Raw genomic sequence first — 20,325 nt, forward strand, 5'->3', positions numbered from 1 at the left:
CCGTGGTCTAGTGGCCGCGGTTCTTTGTATTTTTTCGCATATGAAATTTCATTTACTCACCAAGATATTCCTTTGCCTGAGCCTTGCGGGCGTTGTTTCGCAGGCGCAGGAAACGGTAGAAAGTGTCCGTCGCCAGATTAAGGCGGTCGAAGCCGAAACTGCCCGCGAAAAATCGCTCCATGACGCTGAAAAGAAACGCCATGCTGAATTTGTCGAGGTTGGCCGTAAAAAAGTGCAGGCTCTTGCTTCTCAGAACAAGACCTTGAAGGCCGAAATCGATTCCCTGAAGGCGGAACTTCAGAATTTGGCAAGCGTGCGCCAAAAGTCCTTGGGTACGGTCAAGTACTTTGAAAACCGTAAGGCCAAGTACGGCGAATCGCTCGCCATGGTCATTGATTCCTTGGTGCCGGTGTTTGAATCGGACTTTCCGTACCGCAACGATGAAACCGTCAAGAGCATTCAGGAAATTGCAAACCAGCTCCATAAGGGTTTGATTGAAGCGGATGACGGTTTGAACCGTGCGCTCGAAGTCTTTTACGACCGCATTCGCCTAGGTTACACCACCGAAGTGTATAAGGGTTTCCTGCAGGTGGATGCCCGCAATGTTCCGGGAACTTATTTGCGCTATGGTGCGGTTGCCTCGGTTTTCGTGAGTAACGACGGCAACGACGTGTTGTGGCTTACCCGGACGGCCGATGGCGGTTATGTCTGGAAAAACGTGTCCGATGACCTTACCATGCGAACGGTCTTGAAAGACGTGATGAAAGTTGCCGAAGGAAAAACCGCTCCGAGACTTGTCTTGATTCCGGTAACGATTCCGAAGGAGGGCAAGTAATGTTTAGACTAAAGAACGCTCGCAAGCTCGCTACAGACGAAAGACGAAAGATTGTTTCTAAAAAAACTCTCGTCTCTCGTCTCTCGTCTCTCGTCTTCATAGCCTCTCTCGCTACATTGGCTCCGCTTTCTTATGCCCAGCAAAATGCTGATATTGACGCTGTCAAGAAACGTGCCGCGTTGAACAGCGCTAAGGCTGATTTGGAAGAAGCCCGCAAGAAACGTGATATGGCGGTTGCCGCCCGCTGGAAGGATCGTGAAACGGCCAACCAGGAACGCGAACTCTTTAACGAAAAGTATAACGAAAGCAAGGAAAAGGTCGACGCCTTGATGTCGGAACGTGCACGCCTGTTCGAAGACGTGCGTGTTGCCCGTGAAGACTTGGCGCAGGTCAAGTTGCAGGCAGAAAAGGCTCGCGCCGAATACCTGTCGTTGGCCGCTGGTCCTGAACGCTTGGAAACGCTAGCGAAGTTCAGCGAACAGGGAATCCCGTTCAAGATTGCAGAACGCGTCGAAGTGCAGAACAAAGTCAAAAAGGAAATGGGCCTTTATAGGGATGATCCTTTGCGCATAGCCCAGTCTGTTTTGAATGCAGCGAAGAACGAACTTGAATTCACCCGTGAAATTCAGGTGGAAAAAGCGGAACTCGTTTTCGGCAATGCTGTGGCTCAGGGTGGCCGCATGCGCCTAGGCGGGCTTTACGCGATGCAGATGGCTAATGCTGTCGATATCAACGGCTTGCATCCGGCGGCTTTGATGCTTCCGGTAGCTGGCGAAAAGAAGCGCGTGTTCAGCTGGCAGGAAAACTTGACGCCCGATACGAAGGGCGATATTAGCAAGGTCTTTGCATCGGCTAATGATTCCGCCTTTGTGATGGTGCCGGTGGATGTGCTCTTGAGTACCGAACTTTCGTCTGAAATGGCGAACCACCAGGAAACCACCTGGAAAGACGACTTGAGGGAATTCTTCAAGAACGGCGGTCTTCTGATGTATCCGCTGTCGGTGCTCTTTGCACTTGGCCTTTTGATTGCTCTGTGGCGCTTCGTGTGGCTTTCTTACAAGGGCTTTGGCTCCATTGCTGCACACCGCGTGATCAAGGCTCTGAAGGCGGGCGATATCGAAGGTGCCCGCAAGCTTGCCGTAAAGACCCACGGCGAAGTGGGCCGTGTGCTCAAGACGGTGCTGACCAAGAATTACAAGGACCGCGAAAGTGCAGAACGTGCTCTCGAAGAACTTTTCTCTGCCGAAGTTCCCAAGCTGGACTTTGGTCTGAACTGGATTTCTGTGTTTGCGGCTGTGGCTCCGTTGCTTGGCCTTTTGGGTACGGTGATGGGTATGATCGAACTTTTTGACGTGATTACCATGCACGGTACTTCTGATCCGAAGCTTTTGGCAGGCGGTATTTCGATTGCCCTTGTCACGACGGAAACGGGCTTGATTGTCGCCATTCCCTTGCAGTTGATCCACACGTTCCTGGTTAACCGTTCCGAGGCCTTGCGCGGTCGCATGGAAAAGGCCGGCCTTGCCGTGTTGAACGCCCTTTGGATTAAGGAAAAGTAGTGCCAGCGGTAGACCAAAATTCCGTACTTGAAGCAGCAATGTCCATCCTCTTTAGAGGTGGCTGGGTGCTTGCCCCGATCTTTGTATTGGGGTGGTTCGGCTGGTTTTTGATGCTAGAACGCTACGCCTATTACTTTATGCTGCGTGGCGGAACTGTCAATGGCGTGGTCGGTGGATTCTGGAAAAATCTCGAGAAGAAGGGCGAAGATTTTGCCTTCGAAAAACTTTCGCACCATCGTTATGGATATTTCTATGCGCTGGCTCGCGATGTCCGCCATTACCGCGATCAGGGGCCTACCGCTGTTCGCAATGCCATGGAAGAAACGCGACACCGCATATCGCTTAATCTGTCCAGGTCGCTCAAGACTATTTCGACATGCGCCGCCCTTTCTCCGATGCTTGGCCTGTTGGGTACGGTTTCGGGCATGGTCCATACGTTTGAAAATATCAAGCTGTTCGGTTTTGGAAATCCGGTGCTTTTTGCCGATGGCATTTCTGAAGCTCTACTTACGACGCAGGCGGGACTCTTGATGTCGTTCCCGCTGATGCTTGCCTATAACTTCTTGGCAGGCCGTGTCGAAAAAATCGAGGAACTGGCCTGGAGCGAAGCGCTCAAGTACGAAAGCTACGTTTTTAAAGAAGGAAAGTTTGAGGTCAAATAATGAGTTTTATCCGTAAAAGAGTTCTTGATACAGGAAAGATTGACGTGTCGCCGATGCTCGACTGCGTCTTTATCCTGCTTATCTTCTTTATTGTGACGTCAACTTTCACGCGCGAAACGGGCGTGGACGTTACCAAGCCCAAGGCCAGTTCTGCAAAGGACTTGGCCAAGGAAAGCATTTTGATTGGCGTGACTCGCCAGGGAACGATTCACATTAACGAAACCCAGGTGAATCTCTCGACTTTGAATACGGTGCTCCGTCAGATGATGGCCGAAGCCCCTGACCGCCCGGTGATTATCGTGAGTGACCGCGATGCCCCTAACGGTGTTGTCGTCGACATTCTCGATGAATGCAACCTCGCCAAGGTTCGCAAAGTTTCGATTTCGGCGAATAAGGAAGAATAGTCCCGTTTTTTATGCTTGATTTTGTTGGAAAATACCTCCGTTACCCGATTGCACTGGTGCTCTCCTTTGTGTTGAGCGCGGTGTTTTTCCTTGCGATTCCGGTAATCAATGTGTTGATTTCGGACAAGGGTGTAAAGGGTCAAAAGGAACTCGAGGCCGTGACCGAGGTCGAAGTCCTGGTGAGCGAAAAGAAGCCCGAGGTCAAGCAGAAAGTGATTCGCACGATTGTGAACCCGAACCCGTTCAAGATTACCTCGAATATGGGCGTGTCTCGCAGCCAGAATTTCCAGATGGACTTGTCGCTTGCCCGCGGTGCCGCTGGCGATGGCGTGGCCGTAGGAACGGGCTCCATGGAAAACGTGGTGTATGAGGCTGGCGAAGTGGACGAACAGGCTCAAGTATTGCGTGAAATCCAGCCCAAGTTTCCCGAAAAGGCGAAACGCATGGGTATTTCGGGTTACGTGAAAGTCTTGATTGTGATTGATGTGTATGGCGATGTGGCGCAGGCCCAGGTGCTGACGCAGGAACCTGCCGGCTATGGATTTGATAACGAAGCCTTGAAGGCTGTAAGACAGTGGAAGTTTAGTCCGGCTCAGTTGGGTGGATTCCCCGTGGCACAGAAGGCCACAAAGGAGTTCCGCTTTGTTAACTAGACTCTTCGCGCTCGTTTTTTTCTTGACGCTCCCGCTGCTTGCTGCTGAAGATTACTTCTTCAAGGCTAACGAACTTTATGACCAAGGCAAATTCAAGGAAGCGGTGCCGCTGTATCGTGCGGCGATTGACGAAGGCCGCTACGAACCCTTTGCCTGGTTTAACTTGGGCAATGCGATGGTGCAACTGGATCGCAAGCAGGTGGCCATGGTTGCTTACAAGCGTACGGTAGAACTTTTGCCGACGTTTGAAAAGGCCTGGATGCTCCTTGGCGACCTTTACTACTTGGGTGGCGATGTGGGCGAGGCCATTGCGGCCTACCAGCGTGCCGTAGAACTTGGCGTGGAATCGGACCATGTACATTTTGCCTTGGCAGAATGCTACTTGAAGGGCCGCGATTGGACCCTTGCCCAGAAGAACTTTGAACGCGCCCTGCAGCTGAACCCGGACCGTATGGATGCGTGGTATGGCCTTGCAGAAGTCTACGAAAAATTGGGCGACTACGAATACGCCATCAAGACGCTTCAGAATGCGTTGCAGATGACCGCTACCGCGGGCGCCGATGTTCACTTTACTATGGCCTATTACTACCGCAGCATGGATTCCACGAGACAATCCTTGAACGAAATGGAAAACGGAATCTTGATGGATCCGGAAAATGTTTCTGCCCGCCGCTACTTGGCGCAAATGTATGTGCAGAACAATTCTCCGTGGATGGCTATTTTCACGCTTGAAGAAGGACTTCGACACAATAAGGGCAAGGCGGATTTGAACCTGGATTTGGGACAAATTTACTTTACCCAGAAACGCTACGACGAAGCGTTCGATTGCTACATGAAGGCTTGGCTTGCGGGAAATTCGCAAGGGCGCATCGGTGCCGAAAACGTAGGCCACGTATTCTCGAATGCAGGCGATGTTGAAAAAGCCGAAAGCCTGTACAAGCGCATTCGCGAGAAAAAGTAGATCCTTCGTGGTGTAGCGCTTGCTTTTACTCGTTGTCATATATGCGGCCTTTATTGGCCTAGGGCTTCCTGATACAGTGCTTGGGGCTGCATGGCCCGTGATGCAGCTTGACCTGAATGCGCCTCTTTCGGCGGCGGGGCTTTTGTCGATTATTGTAAGTGTCGGAACGATTGTTTCGAGCTTGTGGACTCCCGCGCTTTTGCGTTTGATGGGGACTGGTAAACTTGTTTTTGTGAGTATTGCGCTTACGGCGGTGGCTTCGTTTGGTTACGGATTTTCGACGACATTTTGGATGATGTGCCTGTTTGCGGTTCCTATGGGAATCGGGGCGGGCGCGATTGATGTCGCGATGAATAATTTTGCAGCCATATACTTGGAATCGAAGCATACGAGTTGGCTGCATGCCAGCTGGGGCGTGGGTGCATGCCTTGGCCCGGCTCTGTTTTCGATTTCGGTGGTGACTGGTGTCGGCTGGCGTGGTGCCTATGACATGGTCGCCTTGCTGCTTGCGGTGATTGCCGCGATGATGCTTATAACGCTCCCGATTTGGAAGAAGATGGAGAAACGCGACGCCTCGCAACAGGAGTCGGCGGTAAAAGATATCTCGCTGCGGGCGGCCCTCAAGGTGCCCGGAATGAAGCTTTCTTTTTGGGTGTTCTTCTTTTATTCGTCGCTTGAAATTTCTACGAGCCTTTGGTGCGGTACTTATTTGGTGGCCCGCGGCTTTGAACCAGAAATCGGAGCAATTGCGGTTTCGCTCATGTTTGCCGCTGTCATGGTTGGGCGCATTCTGAGCGGATTTTTCGCCATCAAGTTTACGGATATGCGCTTGGTGCATGCGGGTATTGCGATTGTGGTGTTTGGTTGCCTGGTGTTGGTGCTGCCTTTGCCGCTCTGGTTTACTCCGGTGTGTATTTGCCTGCTTGGGCTTGGCTGCGCTCCTGTTTATCCGTCTCTTATTCATGCGACTCCGGCACGATTTGGCGAAGAACTTTCGGGCCGCGCCATCAGTATTCAAATGGCGGGGTCTTACGTGGGCTCCATTTTGATGCCGCCCGCATTTGGCCTTGTGGCGAGCAAGACATCGGTGATTGTGTGGCCTGTGGCGCTTGCGGTGTTTGTGGGCTGCCTTTTGCTATGCGTGTGTTTGCTCGATTATGTGACGCGGAAAAAGTTACATAATGCTTTTGCGACCGAGCGAATCAAGGACATTTTGCACCAGGTGGAGGTTATGGCAGAACTCCGCCGCAAGCTCCGTAAGGAACGCCGCCGTGAACGCCGTAAAAACAAGCTGAAACAAGCGCGAATCAAACGAAAGCTGGACCGGCATTAAATAGAGGACTGTGTCTTTTTCTACATTTGGTCTCATGGCAAAGAAGAAAAAGGTATGGAAATCTCCTGCCATGGCACAGGCCATGCGCAGCAAAGAAGACAAACTCCGTGAAACGCTTACGCAGATTGTGAGCGGACAGAGCAGACTTTTACACCGCCCCGAAGACTTGTACGAGGCAATTGCAAACGGCATTGACGATATCGAAAACTTCAAGAATCCGAAAGACCAGCTGGAACTTTTGGCCTGGACGTTGCGTGCCGACTTTATTTCGTTCAAGGCTGACACCGACGAAGAAAAGGAATACTGGGACAACCTCTTTTACGATGCCGGAACGTTCTTTGTGGAACTCGCATCGCAGTATACCGACAAGGATTATGTTGCAGACTTGGTTCATGACCTTGCCATGCGCCATGTAGGTGGCGAAGGCCGCTCGGTGGTGTTCTTGAGTGTCGAAGAAATTTTGCCAAAGGAACGTGCGCAGGCTTTGCTCGAAGAACTGATCAACAAGGTTACCGAAGTCGATCAGGGCAACCGCGAAGATATTCTGGATGCCATTTGCGATATGGCTGATTCTATCAAGGATGCCGCGAACTTTGCGAAAGCCGCCCTCCTTAAGGACCCGGACAAGAGCAACGCCACGCTTATTGATATTGCTAATGCCCAGTTTATGGCAGGGAATATTGAGCTTGCCAAGCAGTGGCTCGGCGATGTCCGCAACCCCGGCTCCGAAGACGAAGAAGCGTACCTGGATTTGCAGGCCGCCATTGCCGACAAGGAAGGCCGCAAGTCCGATTGCATCAAGATTGCACGCACACTGTACGAGACATTCCCGAAGGTGATGAACCTCGGACGTTTGGCAGCCTTCTTGCCTGATGCCGAAGCCGATCGCGTGCTCAAGGAACATGAACAGTTCCGTAACGGCAATACGGCGAATCTTGAATTTATGCAGTTGCTCGCCGGCATGAAGCGTTACAACCAGCTTTCGGGCTACGTGGACCGCTTTGAAAAGGACTTGACGACGCTCGATGCCGAAGAACTGACGGACCTTGCCGATGCAATCGAAAAGGACGGCCAGAAGGCTCTTGCAGACCACATCCGCGACTGGATTGTGGAAGAACCCGAAGAAGCTCAGGCCTTTGATAACAAGGATTAAGTTCTGATGGCGAATTTTGGTCATGTTTACTTGATTGGTGCAGGTCCTGGCGATCCGGGGCTCTTGACGATTCGCGGAAAAGAAATTCTGGAACGCGCCGACGTGGTGGTGTACGACCGCCTGGTTTCTCCGGCGGTTCTGGGAATGTGCAATTCAAAGGCGAAGATGGTCGACGTGGGCAAAATGCCGACACACCACAAGGTGAAACAGTCCGAAATCAATAAACTCCTGGTGCAGTATGCGCAGGAGTACCCGCAGGGCATTATTGCTCGCTTGAAGGGTGGCGATCCGTTCGTGTTCGGGCGTGGCGGCGAAGAAGCGTTGGAACTGGTGGATGCAGGCGTGGAATTCGAAGTCGTGCCGGGCATTACCTCGGCAATTTCCGTGCCGGCTTACGCGGGCATTCCCGTGAGCCACCGCGGCATCGCGACGAGTTTCCATATCATTACCGGGCACGAAAAAGCCGAATCGAACGGAGAACTTTCGCTCGATTTTGAAAATCTCGCGAAGTGCCAGGGCACTCTCATCTTCTTGATGGGCATTGCCAATATGGACTTTATCGCCAAGCGCCTTATGGAATGTGGCAAGGCCCCTAAAACTCCGCTTGCTTTTATCGAAAAGGGAACCACGCCGTACCAGCGTACGGTCATGGCGACGCTTGAAACGGCGGGGGAGACGATTGTTCGCGAAAATGTGACGGCTCCCGCGATTACGATTATGGGCGGTGTCGTTGAACTGGGTAAGACTCTTGCCTGGAAAAAGAATTTGCCGCTTTCGGGCAAGCGCCTGGTGGTGACTCGCGCTGCCAAGCAGGCTAGCGGAATTACCGCCCGCCTTACGGCCCTCGGTGCCGAAGTCATCGAGACTCCGATGATTGAAACGCGAGCGGTTGAGGGCTCGTTCAATTGGGCGGACCTTGCGAACTTTGACGTACTCGCCTTCACAAGTACGAACGGCGTCGAATCTTTCTTTACGCAGTTGCTCGCTTCGGGCAATGACATTCGCGTTCTTGCTGGCAAGAAGATTGCAAGCGTGGGCAAAATTACCGAAAAGAAATTGCTTGAATATGGCATCCGCTGCGATTACGTGCCCGAAGACCATACCGGCGAAGGCCTCGGAAAACTGTTGGTCTCACACGTCATTGCGAGCGAGCAAGGCGAGCGTGGCAATCTTATTGACGAATCCCGCATCCTTCTCTTACAGGGCAATCTCGCTGATGACACCCTGCTGAAACTTTTACCGCAGGCAACGCGCTGGGTTGTTTACGAAACGCTCCCGGTGGCTGAACTCCCTGAATGGAAACGCGAAGCCGTTGAATCCGCCGATGCAATCGTCTTCGCCAGCACTAGCGCCGTTGAGAACTACGTTAAGATGACGGATGCGCGACCTCGCACCTCGTTCTGCATTGGTCGCATGACAGAATCCGCCGCCCGCAAGCATGGTTTTGGAACCGTCACCTCCGACGAAACCACCATGGATTCCCTCGTCAAGAAAATCGCGGAATATTACGCAGGGGGGCGTGCATAATGAAGGCAATCCTGATTATCGCGCATCACTGCATTTTGCCGGGGGCCTACAAGGGCTTCGAAGAAATCATGGATAAACTGCACCATGATTTGCCCGGTACGCGCGTGGCAAGTACGAGCCTGTTGGATTTGGAAAATGACTTGCGCACGCTCTTACGCGAAGATGTTGAATCGGTGACGCTTTTACCGTACTTGCTGCTGAATGGTCAGCATACCAAGAATGATGTGCCCAAGGTCGTGGCACACCTGCAGGCGGAATTCCCGCAGATTCCGATTACGCTTTTGCCTTGTCTTGGCGACTGGAAAGAATTTGCCGACATGGTTGTGGATGGTATTCGTTCTGCCCAGAAGAAAACTGAACCCGTCATTGCGAGCGAAGCGATATACAAGACTAGGGACTTTAGTCCCTTAGTCGCGTTAGATTCGCAGGAGCAGCAATCTACGCCATCACAGAATCGATCCCTTTTTTCCATCGAACTGAATCTCGAAGGCAAGAATGTTCTCGTGGTGGGCGGTGGCCGCATTGCCCTTCGCAAGGTGAAAACACTTTTGCCCACGGGTGCCCGCATTACCGTAGTCGCCCCGCAGTTCGATCCGGAATTTGCTGCGATACCGTCTCTCGTCTTGAAAAATCGTCCCTACGAGCCGCTTGACCTCCGCGGAATCTTTATGGTCTTCATTTGCACCGATCAGCCTGCGGTCAATGCCCAGGTCAGTAACGATGCCCGTGCTCGCCGTATCTTGGTCAATAACGCCTGCGACTACCTTGACGGCGACTTTATCGTGCCCGCCCGTATGGATTTCGGTGAAAATATCGCCGTAACGGTCTCTACACAGGGCCGCGCCCCCTCGCTCGCCAAAAAACTTAAACAGAAAATTCAAACGGATTGGGCCGAAGAACTTTCGCAAATTGAGCGAAATTTCGACAAATAAGGCGATTCCTTTCTAAACCATTCGTGATTGATATCACCCCTATTCCGAGTTGGAATAGGGGTTGGCGTTCTTTTTCTCCAACAAAAGTATAGTTTTTTAAACAAAATTATAACAAGGAGCAAAATATGAAAAAGTCACTGTTCTTAGCCATGGCTATCTCCATGGGTTTACTGGTTGGCTGCGGCGACAGCTCTTCCGAAAATTCCAATCCTGTCGGAGGCAATGGTGATAGCTCCATCGTCAAAGATGGTGACGTTTCCCTTACGGCGTTTTTCCCTGCGGAACTTAATGCGAGCGATGTGGTGGCATGGTATGCAACCGATGTCGAGACCGAAAGTCGAGAAGGAGTGGCGCTGACTTATGTGTCTGCGGTATACTTGTTTAAGGACGGCTCCTTTATTGTGACAGAAAGTCAATTGAGAGATTCTAAAGGCTACCATAAGGGTGTCGTTGCTGAAGGTGGATGGTCCGGCTCCGATTACAGCAATGGAATCATTGAAATCACGATGAATGGCAATAAACTTCCGCTCGAAATCAAGAATGGAAAGTTCTCGATCAATCCTGATGGCGAGGGGGAAATGCACTACACTCTCATGAAATCGGACGTGCCGAAGGCCAGTAATGGCGGAAGCAGTGTAGAAGACAATAGCCAAGTCGTGGAAGAAAGCCGCAACGGCACTGAAGAACAGCTTGAAAAAGCGAAGTTGCTTATTCAGGGTTCCGGAGCAGAAGCTGCGGAGGGAATTGCCTTTGAAATTGCTGAACCGGAATGGGAACAAGTTGGCGTAGTGTATAAGGCTGTTTATACAATTACGGTAGCTTGGGATGACGAAAAATTCGCAATTGACGATTCTGAAAATGCGATAGGAATCGGCCAGTACCCGGTACACGCCATTGGTGTGCAGGAAGAGTCCTTGCCGCGTGATTGGAATAATAACGAGTGGGATCTTCTGAATATCTCTCGTGGAGAAAAATCGGTAACGGTAACCATTTCTCAGAAGATTGATAACCTGAAAATTGCTCGCGCTTATGTTGTCGGTCAGTATAAGGGAAAACTCTTGACGTTGTACAGCAAGGCTTTCTTCATTATTCCTCCGGGAACCGAAGTTGAGGGCTATACCTCTTCTCCTGCATCTTCGGGTGATGATGTCGGTTCTGATATTGAGGTTCCTGAAAACAAGGATGATCATCTGCCGGAAACTGTAGATGCGCAGGATGCAGAAACTGTTGAAGTGACTCCGTTCTTCCCGACAGGCTACAATGCCGAAGATGTGGTTGCATGGTATGCGAGTGGCTTGGATACGCTTGTGGAATCGAGCCAAACCAAAATTATGGTGATTGCGGTTTACCTGCTTAAAGACGGATCCTATGTGGTGACAGAAAGCAAGGTGAAATATAAAACGGACCGCACCGTCATTGAAAAGGAAGTTTCAACTACAGGAACTTGGAGCGGCTCTGGTGAAGATTACCGGAATGGAAACTTTGAAATGACTGTCGAAGACATGGTTATGCCGATTGAAATCGTGGACGGCTCCTTTGTAATCGAAGGGGAGGAATCGCCGATGGCATTCTCGCTGATGACATCGGATGTGCCGGAGCCTAGCGAACCTTCTAAAATTGAAAAATAGACTCTGATTAAAAATGAATCCAGCCTCCGGGCTGGATTTTTCTATTATTGGGACATGATTATACGTCCACGTCGCTTACGCAAGAATGCAACAATCCGCAACATGGTGGCAGAAACCGCCGTGAATCCCGATTCTCTCGTTTACCCGATGTTCGTGGTCGAAGGGGAGAATGTCAAAGAAGAAATTCCTTCGATGCCGAACCAATATCGTTTTAGCATCGATGAAATCCTGAAGGAACTGGAAAGCTGTGTGGCGTTGGGCGTCAAGTCCATCTTGCTTTTTGGCATTCCCAGCTACAAGGATGAAATGGCATCGTCCGCTTACGACGATGATGGAATCGTGCAGCGTGCGGTTCGCTCCATTAAGGCGAAGTTCCCCGAACTGTACGTGATTACCGACGTTTGCCTTTGCGAATACATGAGCCATGGTCATTGCGGGATTGTCAAGGAAGATGGCGATGTGGATAACGACCCGACGCTTGAACTTTTGGCAAAGACGGCGCTTTCCCATGCCGAAGCCGGTGCCGACATGGTTGCCCCCTCTGACATGATGGATGGCCGCGTGGCGGCGATTCGCGAAAAGTTGGACGCGAATGGTTTTACGAATTTGCCGATTATGGCCTATAGTGCCAAGTTCGCGAGTGCTTACTACGGTCCGTTCCGCGATGCGGCTGACTCTGCACCACATTTTGGTGACCGCAAGAGCTACCAGATGGATGTTCGCAATGGTCGCGAAGCCTTGCACGAAGTGGAACTTGATTTGGAAGAAGGTGCCGATATCGTGATGGTCAAGCCTGGGCTTGCTTTCCTCGATGTTTTGCGCGAAACGGCTGAATTGAGCAATGTGCCGGTGGCTGTGTACAATGTGAGTGGCGAGTATTCCATGGTGAAGGCTGCTGCCCAAAACGGTTGGATCAACGAAGATGCGATTATCCGTGAAAACTTGATCGCCTTCAAGCGTGCCGGTGCCGATATCATTATCACTTACCATGCTAAAGAAGCTCTTGAAAAAGGGTTGCTGAAATGAATCATTCGTTGAGCGAAAAGCTTTTTGCCGAAGCCAAGACTTTGATGCCGGGTGGCGTGAATAGCCCGGTGCGTGCCTATAGCAATGTGGGGGCGACGCCTCCGTTTATCAAGCGTGCCAAGGGTAGCCACATTTACGATGTGGACGGTAATGACTATATCGATTACGTGGGCAGTTGGGGCCCGATGCTTTTGGGACATGCTCACGATGCCGTCATCAAGGCGGTGGCCGATACGGCCCAGAATGGCCTTAGTTTTGGCGCACCTTGCGGACTGGAATCGGAACTTGCGAAGCTCGTGATGGAACTTGTTCCGAGTGTCGAGATGATTCGCATGGTGAACAGCGGCACCGAAGCCACCATGAGTGCGATTCGTGCGGCGCGTGGTTTCACGGGCCGCGACAAGATTGTCAAGTTTGAAGGTTGTTACCACGGCCATAGCGATAGCTTGCTGATTAAGGCGGGCTCGGGGATGCTTACCACCGGTAAGCCGAGCAGCAAAGGCGTGCCGGCGGACCTCGCTAAATATACGCTGACGCTGCAATACAATGACGTGGCCGGCGTCCACGAATTGTTCGATAAGATTGGCGACGAAATTGCAGGCGTCATTGTAGAACCCGTGGCCGGCAATATGGGCGTGGTGCCCGCAAAGCCGGAATTCTTGAAGGCTCTCTCCGAAGAAACCAAGAAGCATGGCGCACTCTTGATTGTAGACGAAGTCATGACGGGTTTCCGCGTCGGCATTCACTGCGCGCAGGGCTTGTACGGAATCAAACCGGATCTGACCACTTTCGGTAAGATTATCGGCGGCGGCATGCCGGTGGGCGCTTATGGTGGTCGCTTGGATGTCATGCAGCAGATTGCGCCGCTCGGCGGAATTTACCAGGCGGGAACCTTGTCAGGTAACCCGGTGGCGATGGCGGCAGGGCTCGCCACGATGCGCGAATTGAATTCGCACCCCGAATATTATGTCCGAGCCGAAAATAGCACCAAGAAGTTGATTACAGGCCTGCAGGAAGCGGCAAAGTCGGCTGGAATTCCGCTGGCTACAAATCAGGTGGGCTCCATGGGCTGTATCTTCTTTACCGAAGGTCCCGTCACCTGCTTTGCCGATGTGCAAAAGTCCGACTTGGAACTGTTCCGCAGGTATTTCCTCGGCATGCTTGACGAAGGTATTTACCTTGCCCCGAGCCAGTTTGAGGCGATTTTTGTGAGTGCGGCCCATACCGAATCGGATATCGACCGTACCATTGATGCTGCCCGCAAGGTTTTCAAGTCGCTATAATTTCTATTTTTGGACTTCGAAAAATTGAGGATTTAAATGATTGTATCTTGGATGACTACCAACAAGTGTAACCTGACCTGTAAGCACTGCTATCAGGACGCAGGCGAGAACAAGGCTGCCGAACTCACGACTGCCGAGGCCATGAAGTTGATTGACGAAATCGCGAAGGCGGGGTTCAAGATTATGATCTTTAGCGGCGGCGAACCGATGACCCGCCCCGACATTGTGGACCTGGTTGCCCATGCCTCGAGCAAGGGACTGCGCCCGGTGTTCGGTACCAACGGCACGCTCATCACGCATGACTTGGCTTTCAAGCTGAAGGCCGCCGGTGCCATGGCCATGGGTATCAGCATCGACAGTATCGATCATGACCGACACAATGATTTCCGCGGTCTCCCGAATGCATTCGAGCTCACGATGATGGGCATCGAGAACTGCAAGGCGGCTGGCCTCCCGTTCCAGATTCACACGACCATCATGGACTGGAATCAGAACGAAATTTTCGACATTATGGACTGGGTCAAGGAAATCGGCGCGGTGAACCACCAGATTTTCTTCCTCATCCCCGTGGGTCGCGGCAAGGAAATTGAAGGGCATGCCCTGCGCGTCGCCGAATACGAGGGACTCCTCCGCAAGATTATGGAAAAGAGCCGTACGCTCGGCATCCCGGTGAAGCCTACTTGCGCGCCGCAGTTCCTGCGCATTGCCGACCAACTCGATATCAAGACGCGCTACAGCCGCGGCTGCCTCGCCGGTCTCGACTACTGCATTGTAAGCCCGATAGGGAAGGTTCGCCCTTGCGCTTACATGATGGAAGAGGCGGGTGATGTGCATGATACGCCTTTCGACGAAATCTGGGCGAATGCCGAAGTCTTCAAGAAGCTCCGCACCAAGGCCTACGCCGGTGCCTGTGGCAAGTGCAAGTTTAACGACCGCTGCGGTGGTTGCCGTGCCCGCGCCGCCTACTACCACGATGGCGACTACATGCAAGAAGATTCCTACTGCGCTTACGGGAGAGGCCTGTGAGTTTCACTGCCGACGACGAAAAGTTTATGCGCATGGCCCTCCGCGAAGCGGAGAAAGCTTTTGACGAAAAGGAAATCCCTATCGGTTGCGTTATCGTGAAAGATGGGGTAGTTATCGGAAAAGGCCACAATCAGATTGAAATGCTCAAAGACGCTACCGCCCACGCCGAGATTTTGTCGATCGGGACGGCGGCAAGCAGCCTTGAAAATTGGCGTTTGGATGGCTGTACCTTGTACGTGACTCTTGAACCCTGCCCGATGTGTGCAGGAGCCATCCTCAATAGCCGCGTTTCCCGCGTGGTCTATGGTTCCCCGGACACCCGTTTTGGCGGCTGCGGTACTACCGTTGACGTTATTTCGAACAACGCCCTCAAACGCGAAGTCGAAGTGGTTGGCGGCCTCCTTGCCGACGAATGTTTAGGCATTTTAAAGGCTTTTTTTCAAAAGATGCGCCTAGAAAAAGGCGATAGCGGCAACAAGGGTGAATTTCAGGGTTCTCCCAGCTAAGTTTAGCCGACGATTTACTACATTCTAAATATGAATTTCTTAAAGCTTTTTACGAGCGCTAGCGCTCTTTTTGCCCTTTGTGCCTGTGACGGAAATGAGTTTGCTCTTTCGTTCAACACTCAGAATGCTCCTCAGCAGACATACTACCTCGAATCTTCCTTGAACGCAATCCTTCCGACAACGGATTCCGTGTCCGGAACGCCCGAAGCGATGAATACGCACCTCAATGTTCGTGCGACCAATTCGCTTTTGACCGCGTACGACGATGGTTCTGCAAAGTTCCAGCTCAAGATCGACTCGGTGGACTACAAGTCCGACAAGCGTACGGTCGAAGAATTTAGCAGCATGGAACGCTACATGTCTACCGAACATTTCCAGTTCAAGATGGCAAAAGATGGCGATATCCGCGATGCCGTCATCGAAGATTCCGTGATGCTGGGGACCGAGGCTTTGGACCTTATCCGCATTTTCCTCAAGGTGCAGCCGCTTTTGCCGGGTAAGCCGGTCAAATTGGGTGAAACTTGGGACCGTCAGGTCGAAATTCCGGGTGCTTCTAAAAAGACGGTGGTGTATAAGTCCTTTACGCTTGAAGACCATTACGTTCATGATGGTGTCCAGATGGCCAAGATCGGCATGAACATCAAGTACAAGGAAATTGCCGATTCGACCTCTGACTTGCGCATGGAAAGCAAGGGCTTTATCGTGGGTACAGGAACAATCCTGTTCGATATGACGCATGGTGCAATTTCGAGTGTGAAAATGGAATTGTCTGGCGACCTGAGCGTTAACGACATTGTCGCCGACAACGTGATTCCCGATATGCATGTGATTCAGAAAATCAAGCTGAGGAGTGAATTTTGATTTTAGGCATTAAAAAATGGTCGGGGTTAGCCTTAACGTCGCTTTTGTTTGCCTGTGTCGCGGTAGCAGGGGAGATGCCCTTTCCGCCAATTGAAAATGGCAAGGTAAAACTAGTGGTGGCGGATAGCCCTTACTTGTTGGAACAGGGTGCCGTTTTCTCTGCAAAGGATACCCTGGAAATTGAACCGGGTGTAACGGTCTTGATGGGCGAATATGCAAAGCTCATGTTCCGTGGCTCGGTAAAGATTATCGGTACCGAAGCGGCTCCCGTGGTCTTCAAGAGCGCTGATTCCGTCAAGAGCTGGAACGGTGTCCACTTTGTGTCGGCCAACCGCCCGTTTGAAATCAAGAACTTGGTCATTGAAAATGCGTTCCGCAATACGGTGTTCCGTTCCAAGGGCATTTTCGAAAACGTGAAGTTCGTGAACAACTACTACGGCCTCTGGATTGACGATGTGCCCGAAGTATTCTTGGCCCGTTGCGAGTTCGTGCGCAACCGTTTCGCTCTTTCGATTCGTGCAGGCCAGGTGGTCTCTGCCGATACCAAGATCAGCGACAACGTTTATGGCCTCTATCTTGAACCCGGTGGAAAGTTCGATGGCGACAAGAGCTTGATCAAGGATAACCTTGAAGCCGACGTGCGTAACGAAGCCGAAGAACTTGCCGCACAGGGCAAACGCGTGAACAGGAATATTTGGCATCGTATTGAAACAGCTTTCTAAGAGGTTGACTTAAGTGCAAGAAGCTTTTCGCAGGTCCATACGCAAGATGACGGGCAGTAGCGTCCGTCTATCGGTATGCCCGAACCGCTCGACGATGGTGGCGACACTTTCGCAGTCGATGATGGTGACCTGGTCGATTGTATTGCATGAACACTTGGATGCCATGCTGAATGATCCGGCGGTGAACGTCGGAACGACAGAATTGATTTCTTTCAGCGAGACTGCCTGGAAACTGGCCGATTCCAGTTTTCCGCAGATCATTGCGGACGCCAACAAGCTTTACGATGAATTCCGCACCAAGTGGATGCAGCGCTTTTCGACTGACGAAGTGATGCGCCTGTTGCTTGAAGGCGGAGATTTCTTGCATCATGACGAAGAAAAAGGCTGGGCGCTCACGGTCAAGAATAACAAGCAGGACATCAATGCTTTTTATTCCGCGACGATTCACTTGCTGGTGAGCGACGCCGAACCGTTGTTCGTCCGCATGCACGGGCGCGTGATGCAGTTGCAGGAAAAGTTGTGCAAGTACTGGCATTCCGAAAGCGCCGTGGATGCGGTGTCCAAACTGCTCCCCAGTTTGGAAGCGTCGCTCCGCGATAAAGAAAATGCCATGGTCGTTTCGCTTCGTAGCTCGCTGAATGCGCTTGCCAAGAAACGCTTTGCAGCCGCCTTCAATACCAAGAGCCCTGCTCATTACTATAGTTCTGCGGCTTCTTGTGCGCGCAATGTGGGCCGTTTCTGGAATCCACATTACGCTTATGAAAACGGCTTCCTCGCATTTACCGATGATTTTTGTGATTACGCCCGCGGGCTTACCATTCAGATTATTGAATGGTACCAGAGCAAGTGGGCTTTGTTCTTGCGCGGATTCTCGCGCGGTCAATTGAATTTGTTCGAAACAACAGGCCCTACAAGGTCTTAAAAGATGCAGGTATGAAATGAAAAATGCATTCCAGATAATTTTAGCGCTTACCATCGTAGGACTCCTTGCCCTTGTGGTCGCCGCCTTCTATTTTGGCGCTCCGCTCTTTGGCTGGATTATCATGGCGGCCATTTTTGCCGTGTTTATCGGAGAACAACTTGTCGCTCTCAAGATGGTGAAGCAGATTGCCACCGAAACGGATATTCTTGAAACATGCGAAAAGCGTGGTGGTTATGTGACTGGCGATGGCGTGGTTGCAAAGCGCGTGGCTCTTGCCCGTAACTTGCTCGCCAAGAACATCCGCCTCGATTCTTCGATGGCCTACGAAGTGCTTTCGAACAGCGTTGAAATTGCAGTTCCGAAGAGTGCCGGCGGTACGGTGATTCTGCTTGGCTTGATGGGTACGTTCTTTGGTCTTATGTATTCTGTGGCAACGGCCGGCGGTGCAATCGACAATTCCACGACGCAGGGCACGCTCGATACCATCCAGCTCTTGTTCCAGAACATGAAGGGTATTTTTGGCACGAGCCTTTGTGGCTTGTTTGCTGCCTTGATTTTGAATGCTAGCCGCAACATGATGGTTTCTGCCCGTGATGCCTTTGTGGCACGCCTCGATGCCCTGACGCTTGACTTGCAGGGTGCTGCCGGCGATGGCAGCGAAGAGGCCCAGGCCCAGACGGAACTCGAACGCCTGTTTGATTCTGTCGAAAAGAATTTGGCTGTCGTGGCCTCTTCTGTAAAGGATGGCCTCTCTGGCGTTGTCGCCATGGTGGGTGATGAACTTTCTGCCATGACGACGAAGTTGAACGAATCTCTTGCCAATGTTTCGCAGAACATGAACAAGGCTGTCGAAAACTTGGGCCCCTCTGTCAAGGATTCCTTGGCCGGTGCATTCACTCCGATGGAACAGAACATCAAGACGCTTTCTGCTTCTGTGGAATCGATCCCGGGCAAGCTCGACGAAAAGTTGAACGGTATTTCTTCGACGCTCAAGGCTTCTCTCGAAGGCGTTGCTTCTGCAACGGAATCGGCCATGAATGATTCGACGAAGAATGTGGCCGCCGCCGTGGCCGATCAGGTCAAACAGTCTGGCGAACAGTGGAAATCCTTCATGGAACGCCTTGCCGCTGAAACTTCTGCCAATGTGGACAGCCAGAAAGAAGGTCTCGAAACCCTCAAGAACGTGGCCTTGCAGGTGGCCGAAAAGGCTCAGGCCGGTTCTGCCGAACTCAGCAATTCTGTTGCCGAAAAACTTTCTGCTCTTTCTTCGGATATTCTCGGCGCATTCCAGAAACTTTCCGAAACCTCTGCCGTGCTGCTTGAAGCCCAGAAGGCCCTTACCGAAAGCATTGACAACCGCGTGGTCAAGGAAAAGGAAGCAACCGACGCCTTGGGCGGCAACATCGTGGAAACCGCGGAACTCATGCGCGTGAACCAGTCCGAACTCAGTGCGAACCTCGAAATGCTGCGCGCCGGCCTCGAAACGATTTTGGAAAAGCTCTCGGGCGATACCGCAGAACGCGACGACGAAGAAAGCTTTGTGGAACACCTCAACCAGTCTCTGGAAGCCTTCCACGAACGCGCCAGCGAAGTGCTTATGGAAAACGCCGTCAAGACGCAGGAAATATTGCTCGAAGTTTTGGAACAGACTCAACGTTCTGCCGTTCAGCAGCCTAAGGTCGAGGGCTAAGCATGCGCTTTAAGAAAGACGAAAACAGCAATCCTTGGATGGCGTACACGGACTTGGGTGTTGCCCTGGTTTCGTTGTTCATCCTTGCGTTTGTGGCGATGGCGACCCTGAAGGAACAAAAGGCCGAAGACCTGACCCGTACCGAAGAAGAAGTCTTGACTTGCCAGGAACAGATGCGTAAAATTGCGGCAGAACGCAATGCGCTTTTGTCCAAGAGCTTGCAGACCTCCATCGAGGCGGGGCTCATTGCTCTCGAAGACGGCAAGATTCAGATTCAGGCTTCGTTCTTATTTCCGATTAACGGTGCAGACCTTACCAAAGAAGGCGAGGGCGTGATTCGCGGCATTAGCAAGGGCCTTCTGGAAGCTCTTGATTCTACGGATGTGATTATGGTGAGTGGCTTTACCGACGATACTCCGGTGAAGTCCAAGACTTATACCAACTGGAACCTTTCTACCGAACGTGCCGTGAACGTGGTCAAGACTTTGATTGCGCAAGGGTTCCCGCCCGACAGGCTTTTTGCTGCAGGCTTTGGCGAACACATGCCCAAGTACCCGAACGACAGCGAAGAACACCGCCGTTTGAACCGTCGCGTAGAAATCGGTGTAACTCCGCTCCAGAAGATGACGCAGGAATAGTTAG

At 51.8% G+C, this 20,325-nt stretch carries 20 protein-coding genes; all 20 read left to right on the forward strand.

The genetic code is table 11. From position 1 onward, the window contains the following. Positions 1–40: 40 nt before the first annotated feature. The 20 genes from B7989_RS12410 (at position 41) to B7989_RS12505 (ending at position 20,321) form a co-directional block, all read left to right on the forward strand. Positions 41–835, forward strand: coding sequence for a DUF3450 family protein (locus tag B7989_RS12410; RefSeq protein WP_088628840.1), 795 nt, complete (start codon positions 41–43; stop codon positions 833–835). Continuing rightward, positions 835–2,394 (forward strand): MotA/TolQ/ExbB proton channel family protein, encoded by a 1,560-nt coding sequence (locus tag B7989_RS12415; protein WP_088628791.1) that lies wholly within the window; start codon positions 835–837, stop codon positions 2,392–2,394. Before B7989_RS12410 ends, B7989_RS12415 begins: the two co-directional genes overlap by 1 nt. Continuing rightward, positions 2,394–3,056: a MotA/TolQ/ExbB proton channel family protein gene (locus B7989_RS12420; protein ID WP_233144419.1), complete on the forward strand. Its 663-nt coding sequence runs from the start codon at positions 2,394–2,396 to the stop codon at positions 3,054–3,056. The genes B7989_RS12415 and B7989_RS12420 overlap by 1 nt, the downstream gene beginning before the upstream one ends. Continuing rightward, a complete protein-coding gene (locus tag B7989_RS12425) occupies positions 3,056–3,460 on the forward strand; it encodes a biopolymer transporter ExbD (protein WP_088628793.1) in 405 nt (134 codons plus the stop codon). The genes B7989_RS12420 and B7989_RS12425 overlap by 1 nt, the downstream gene beginning before the upstream one ends. 11 nt (positions 3,461–3,471) lie before the next feature. Beyond that, entirely contained in the window at positions 3,472–4,113 is a 642-nt protein-coding gene (locus B7989_RS12430) for an energy transducer TonB (RefSeq protein ID WP_088628794.1), read from the forward strand. Further along, entirely contained in the window at positions 4,103–5,074 is a 972-nt protein-coding gene (locus B7989_RS12435) for a lipopolysaccharide assembly protein LapB (protein WP_233144420.1), read from the forward strand. The genes B7989_RS12430 and B7989_RS12435 overlap by 11 nt, the downstream gene beginning before the upstream one ends. 19 nt (positions 5,075–5,093) lie before the next feature. Then, a complete protein-coding gene (locus tag B7989_RS12440; RefSeq protein ID WP_088628796.1) occupies positions 5,094–6,407 on the forward strand; it encodes a sugar MFS transporter in 1,314 nt (437 codons plus the stop codon). A gap of 34 nt (positions 6,408–6,441) precedes the next feature. Next, positions 6,442–7,560, forward strand: coding sequence for a hypothetical protein (locus B7989_RS12445; RefSeq protein ID WP_088628797.1), 1,119 nt, complete (start codon positions 6,442–6,444; stop codon positions 7,558–7,560). Positions 7,561–7,566: 6 nt separating this feature from the next. Continuing rightward, positions 7,567–9,087 carry a uroporphyrinogen-III C-methyltransferase gene (cobA, locus tag B7989_RS12450; protein ID WP_088628798.1) on the forward strand — a complete coding sequence of 507 codons (1,521 nt, stop codon included), beginning with the start codon at positions 7,567–7,569 and terminating at the stop codon, positions 9,085–9,087. Then, positions 9,087–10,019, forward strand: a complete 933-nt coding sequence (locus B7989_RS12455; protein ID WP_088628799.1) for an NAD(P)-dependent oxidoreductase — start codon at positions 9,087–9,089, stop codon at positions 10,017–10,019. The genes cobA and B7989_RS12455 overlap by 1 nt, the downstream gene beginning before the upstream one ends. 125 nt (positions 10,020–10,144) lie before the next feature. Next, on the forward strand, positions 10,145–11,647 hold the full coding sequence (locus tag B7989_RS12460; RefSeq protein ID WP_144265061.1) for a hypothetical protein: 1,503 nt from the start codon (positions 10,145–10,147) through the stop codon (positions 11,645–11,647). Positions 11,648–11,701: 54 nt separating this feature from the next. Further along, positions 11,702–12,673, forward strand: a complete 972-nt coding sequence (gene hemB, locus B7989_RS12465; protein WP_088628801.1) for a porphobilinogen synthase — start codon at positions 11,702–11,704, stop codon at positions 12,671–12,673. Further along, positions 12,670–13,956, forward strand: a complete 1,287-nt coding sequence (hemL, locus tag B7989_RS12470; RefSeq protein ID WP_088628802.1) for a glutamate-1-semialdehyde 2,1-aminomutase — start codon at positions 12,670–12,672, stop codon at positions 13,954–13,956. Before hemB ends, hemL begins: the two co-directional genes overlap by 4 nt. A 36-nt stretch (positions 13,957–13,992) precedes the next feature. Then, on the forward strand, positions 13,993–14,982 hold the full coding sequence (gene nirJ2 / locus B7989_RS12475) for a putative heme d1 biosynthesis radical SAM protein NirJ2 (protein WP_088628803.1): 990 nt from the start codon (positions 13,993–13,995) through the stop codon (positions 14,980–14,982). Beyond that, complete coding sequence (gene tadA, locus B7989_RS12480) at positions 14,979–15,488, forward strand: tRNA adenosine(34) deaminase TadA (protein ID WP_233144421.1); 510 nt, start codon at positions 14,979–14,981, stop codon at positions 15,486–15,488. The genes nirJ2 and tadA overlap by 4 nt, the downstream gene beginning before the upstream one ends. Before the next feature lie 30 nt (positions 15,489–15,518). Further along, on the forward strand, positions 15,519–16,349 hold the full coding sequence (locus B7989_RS12485) for a hypothetical protein (protein ID WP_088628804.1): 831 nt from the start codon (positions 15,519–15,521) through the stop codon (positions 16,347–16,349). A gap of 74 nt (positions 16,350–16,423) precedes the next feature. Further along, positions 16,424–17,071: a hypothetical protein gene (locus B7989_RS12490; RefSeq protein WP_233144422.1), complete on the forward strand. Its 648-nt coding sequence runs from the start codon at positions 16,424–16,426 to the stop codon at positions 17,069–17,071. 13 nt (positions 17,072–17,084) lie between these two features. Next, positions 17,085–17,993 carry a hypothetical protein gene (locus B7989_RS12495; protein WP_088628805.1) on the forward strand — a complete coding sequence of 303 codons (909 nt, stop codon included), beginning with the start codon at positions 17,085–17,087 and terminating at the stop codon, positions 17,991–17,993. Positions 17,994–18,009: 16 nt separating this feature from the next. Continuing rightward, positions 18,010–19,683 (forward strand): fimbrial protein, encoded by a 1,674-nt coding sequence (locus B7989_RS12500; RefSeq protein WP_088628806.1) that lies wholly within the window; start codon positions 18,010–18,012, stop codon positions 19,681–19,683. 2 nt (positions 19,684–19,685) lie between these two features. Continuing rightward, positions 19,686–20,321: an OmpA family protein gene (locus B7989_RS12505; protein ID WP_088628807.1), complete on the forward strand. Its 636-nt coding sequence runs from the start codon at positions 19,686–19,688 to the stop codon at positions 20,319–20,321. The last annotated feature ends 4 nt before the right edge of the window (positions 20,322–20,325 follow it).

The organism is Fibrobacter sp. UWB5 (assembly GCF_002210295.1).
In the GTDB taxonomy this organism is placed as follows: domain Bacteria; phylum Fibrobacterota; class Fibrobacteria; order Fibrobacterales; family Fibrobacteraceae; genus Fibrobacter.

Excerpts from the sequence above, each read along its gene's own strand:
- cobA (WP_088628798.1), top strand. The coding sequence starts at position 7,567 with ATGGCGAATTTTGGTCATGTTTACTTGATTGGTGCAGGTCCTGGCGAT.
- B7989_RS12460 (WP_144265061.1), top strand. The coding sequence starts at position 10,145 with ATGAAAAAGTCACTGTTCTTAGCCATGGCTATCTCCATGGGTTTACTG.
- B7989_RS12445 (WP_088628797.1), top strand. The coding sequence starts at position 6,442 with ATGGCAAAGAAGAAAAAGGTATGGAAATCTCCTGCCATGGCACAGGCC.
- B7989_RS12505 (WP_088628807.1), top strand. The coding sequence starts at position 19,686 with ATGCGCTTTAAGAAAGACGAAAACAGCAATCCTTGGATGGCGTACACG.
- B7989_RS12415 (WP_088628791.1), top strand. The coding sequence starts at position 835 with ATGTTTAGACTAAAGAACGCTCGCAAGCTCGCTACAGACGAAAGACGA.
- hemB (WP_088628801.1), top strand. The coding sequence starts at position 11,702 with ATGATTATACGTCCACGTCGCTTACGCAAGAATGCAACAATCCGCAAC.
- B7989_RS12430 (WP_088628794.1), top strand. The coding sequence starts at position 3,472 with ATGCTTGATTTTGTTGGAAAATACCTCCGTTACCCGATTGCACTGGTG.
- B7989_RS12455 (WP_088628799.1), top strand. The coding sequence starts at position 9,087 with ATGAAGGCAATCCTGATTATCGCGCATCACTGCATTTTGCCGGGGGCC.
- B7989_RS12410 (WP_088628840.1), top strand. The coding sequence starts at position 41 with ATGAAATTTCATTTACTCACCAAGATATTCCTTTGCCTGAGCCTTGCG.
- B7989_RS12490 (WP_233144422.1), top strand. The coding sequence starts at position 16,424 with ATGCCCTTTCCGCCAATTGAAAATGGCAAGGTAAAACTAGTGGTGGCG.
- B7989_RS12425 (WP_088628793.1), top strand. The coding sequence starts at position 3,056 with ATGAGTTTTATCCGTAAAAGAGTTCTTGATACAGGAAAGATTGACGTG.
- hemL (WP_088628802.1), top strand. The coding sequence starts at position 12,670 with ATGAATCATTCGTTGAGCGAAAAGCTTTTTGCCGAAGCCAAGACTTTG.
- B7989_RS12500 (WP_088628806.1), top strand. The coding sequence starts at position 18,010 with ATGAAAAATGCATTCCAGATAATTTTAGCGCTTACCATCGTAGGACTC.
- B7989_RS12485 (WP_088628804.1), top strand. The coding sequence starts at position 15,519 with ATGAATTTCTTAAAGCTTTTTACGAGCGCTAGCGCTCTTTTTGCCCTT.
- nirJ2 (WP_088628803.1), top strand. The coding sequence starts at position 13,993 with ATGATTGTATCTTGGATGACTACCAACAAGTGTAACCTGACCTGTAAG.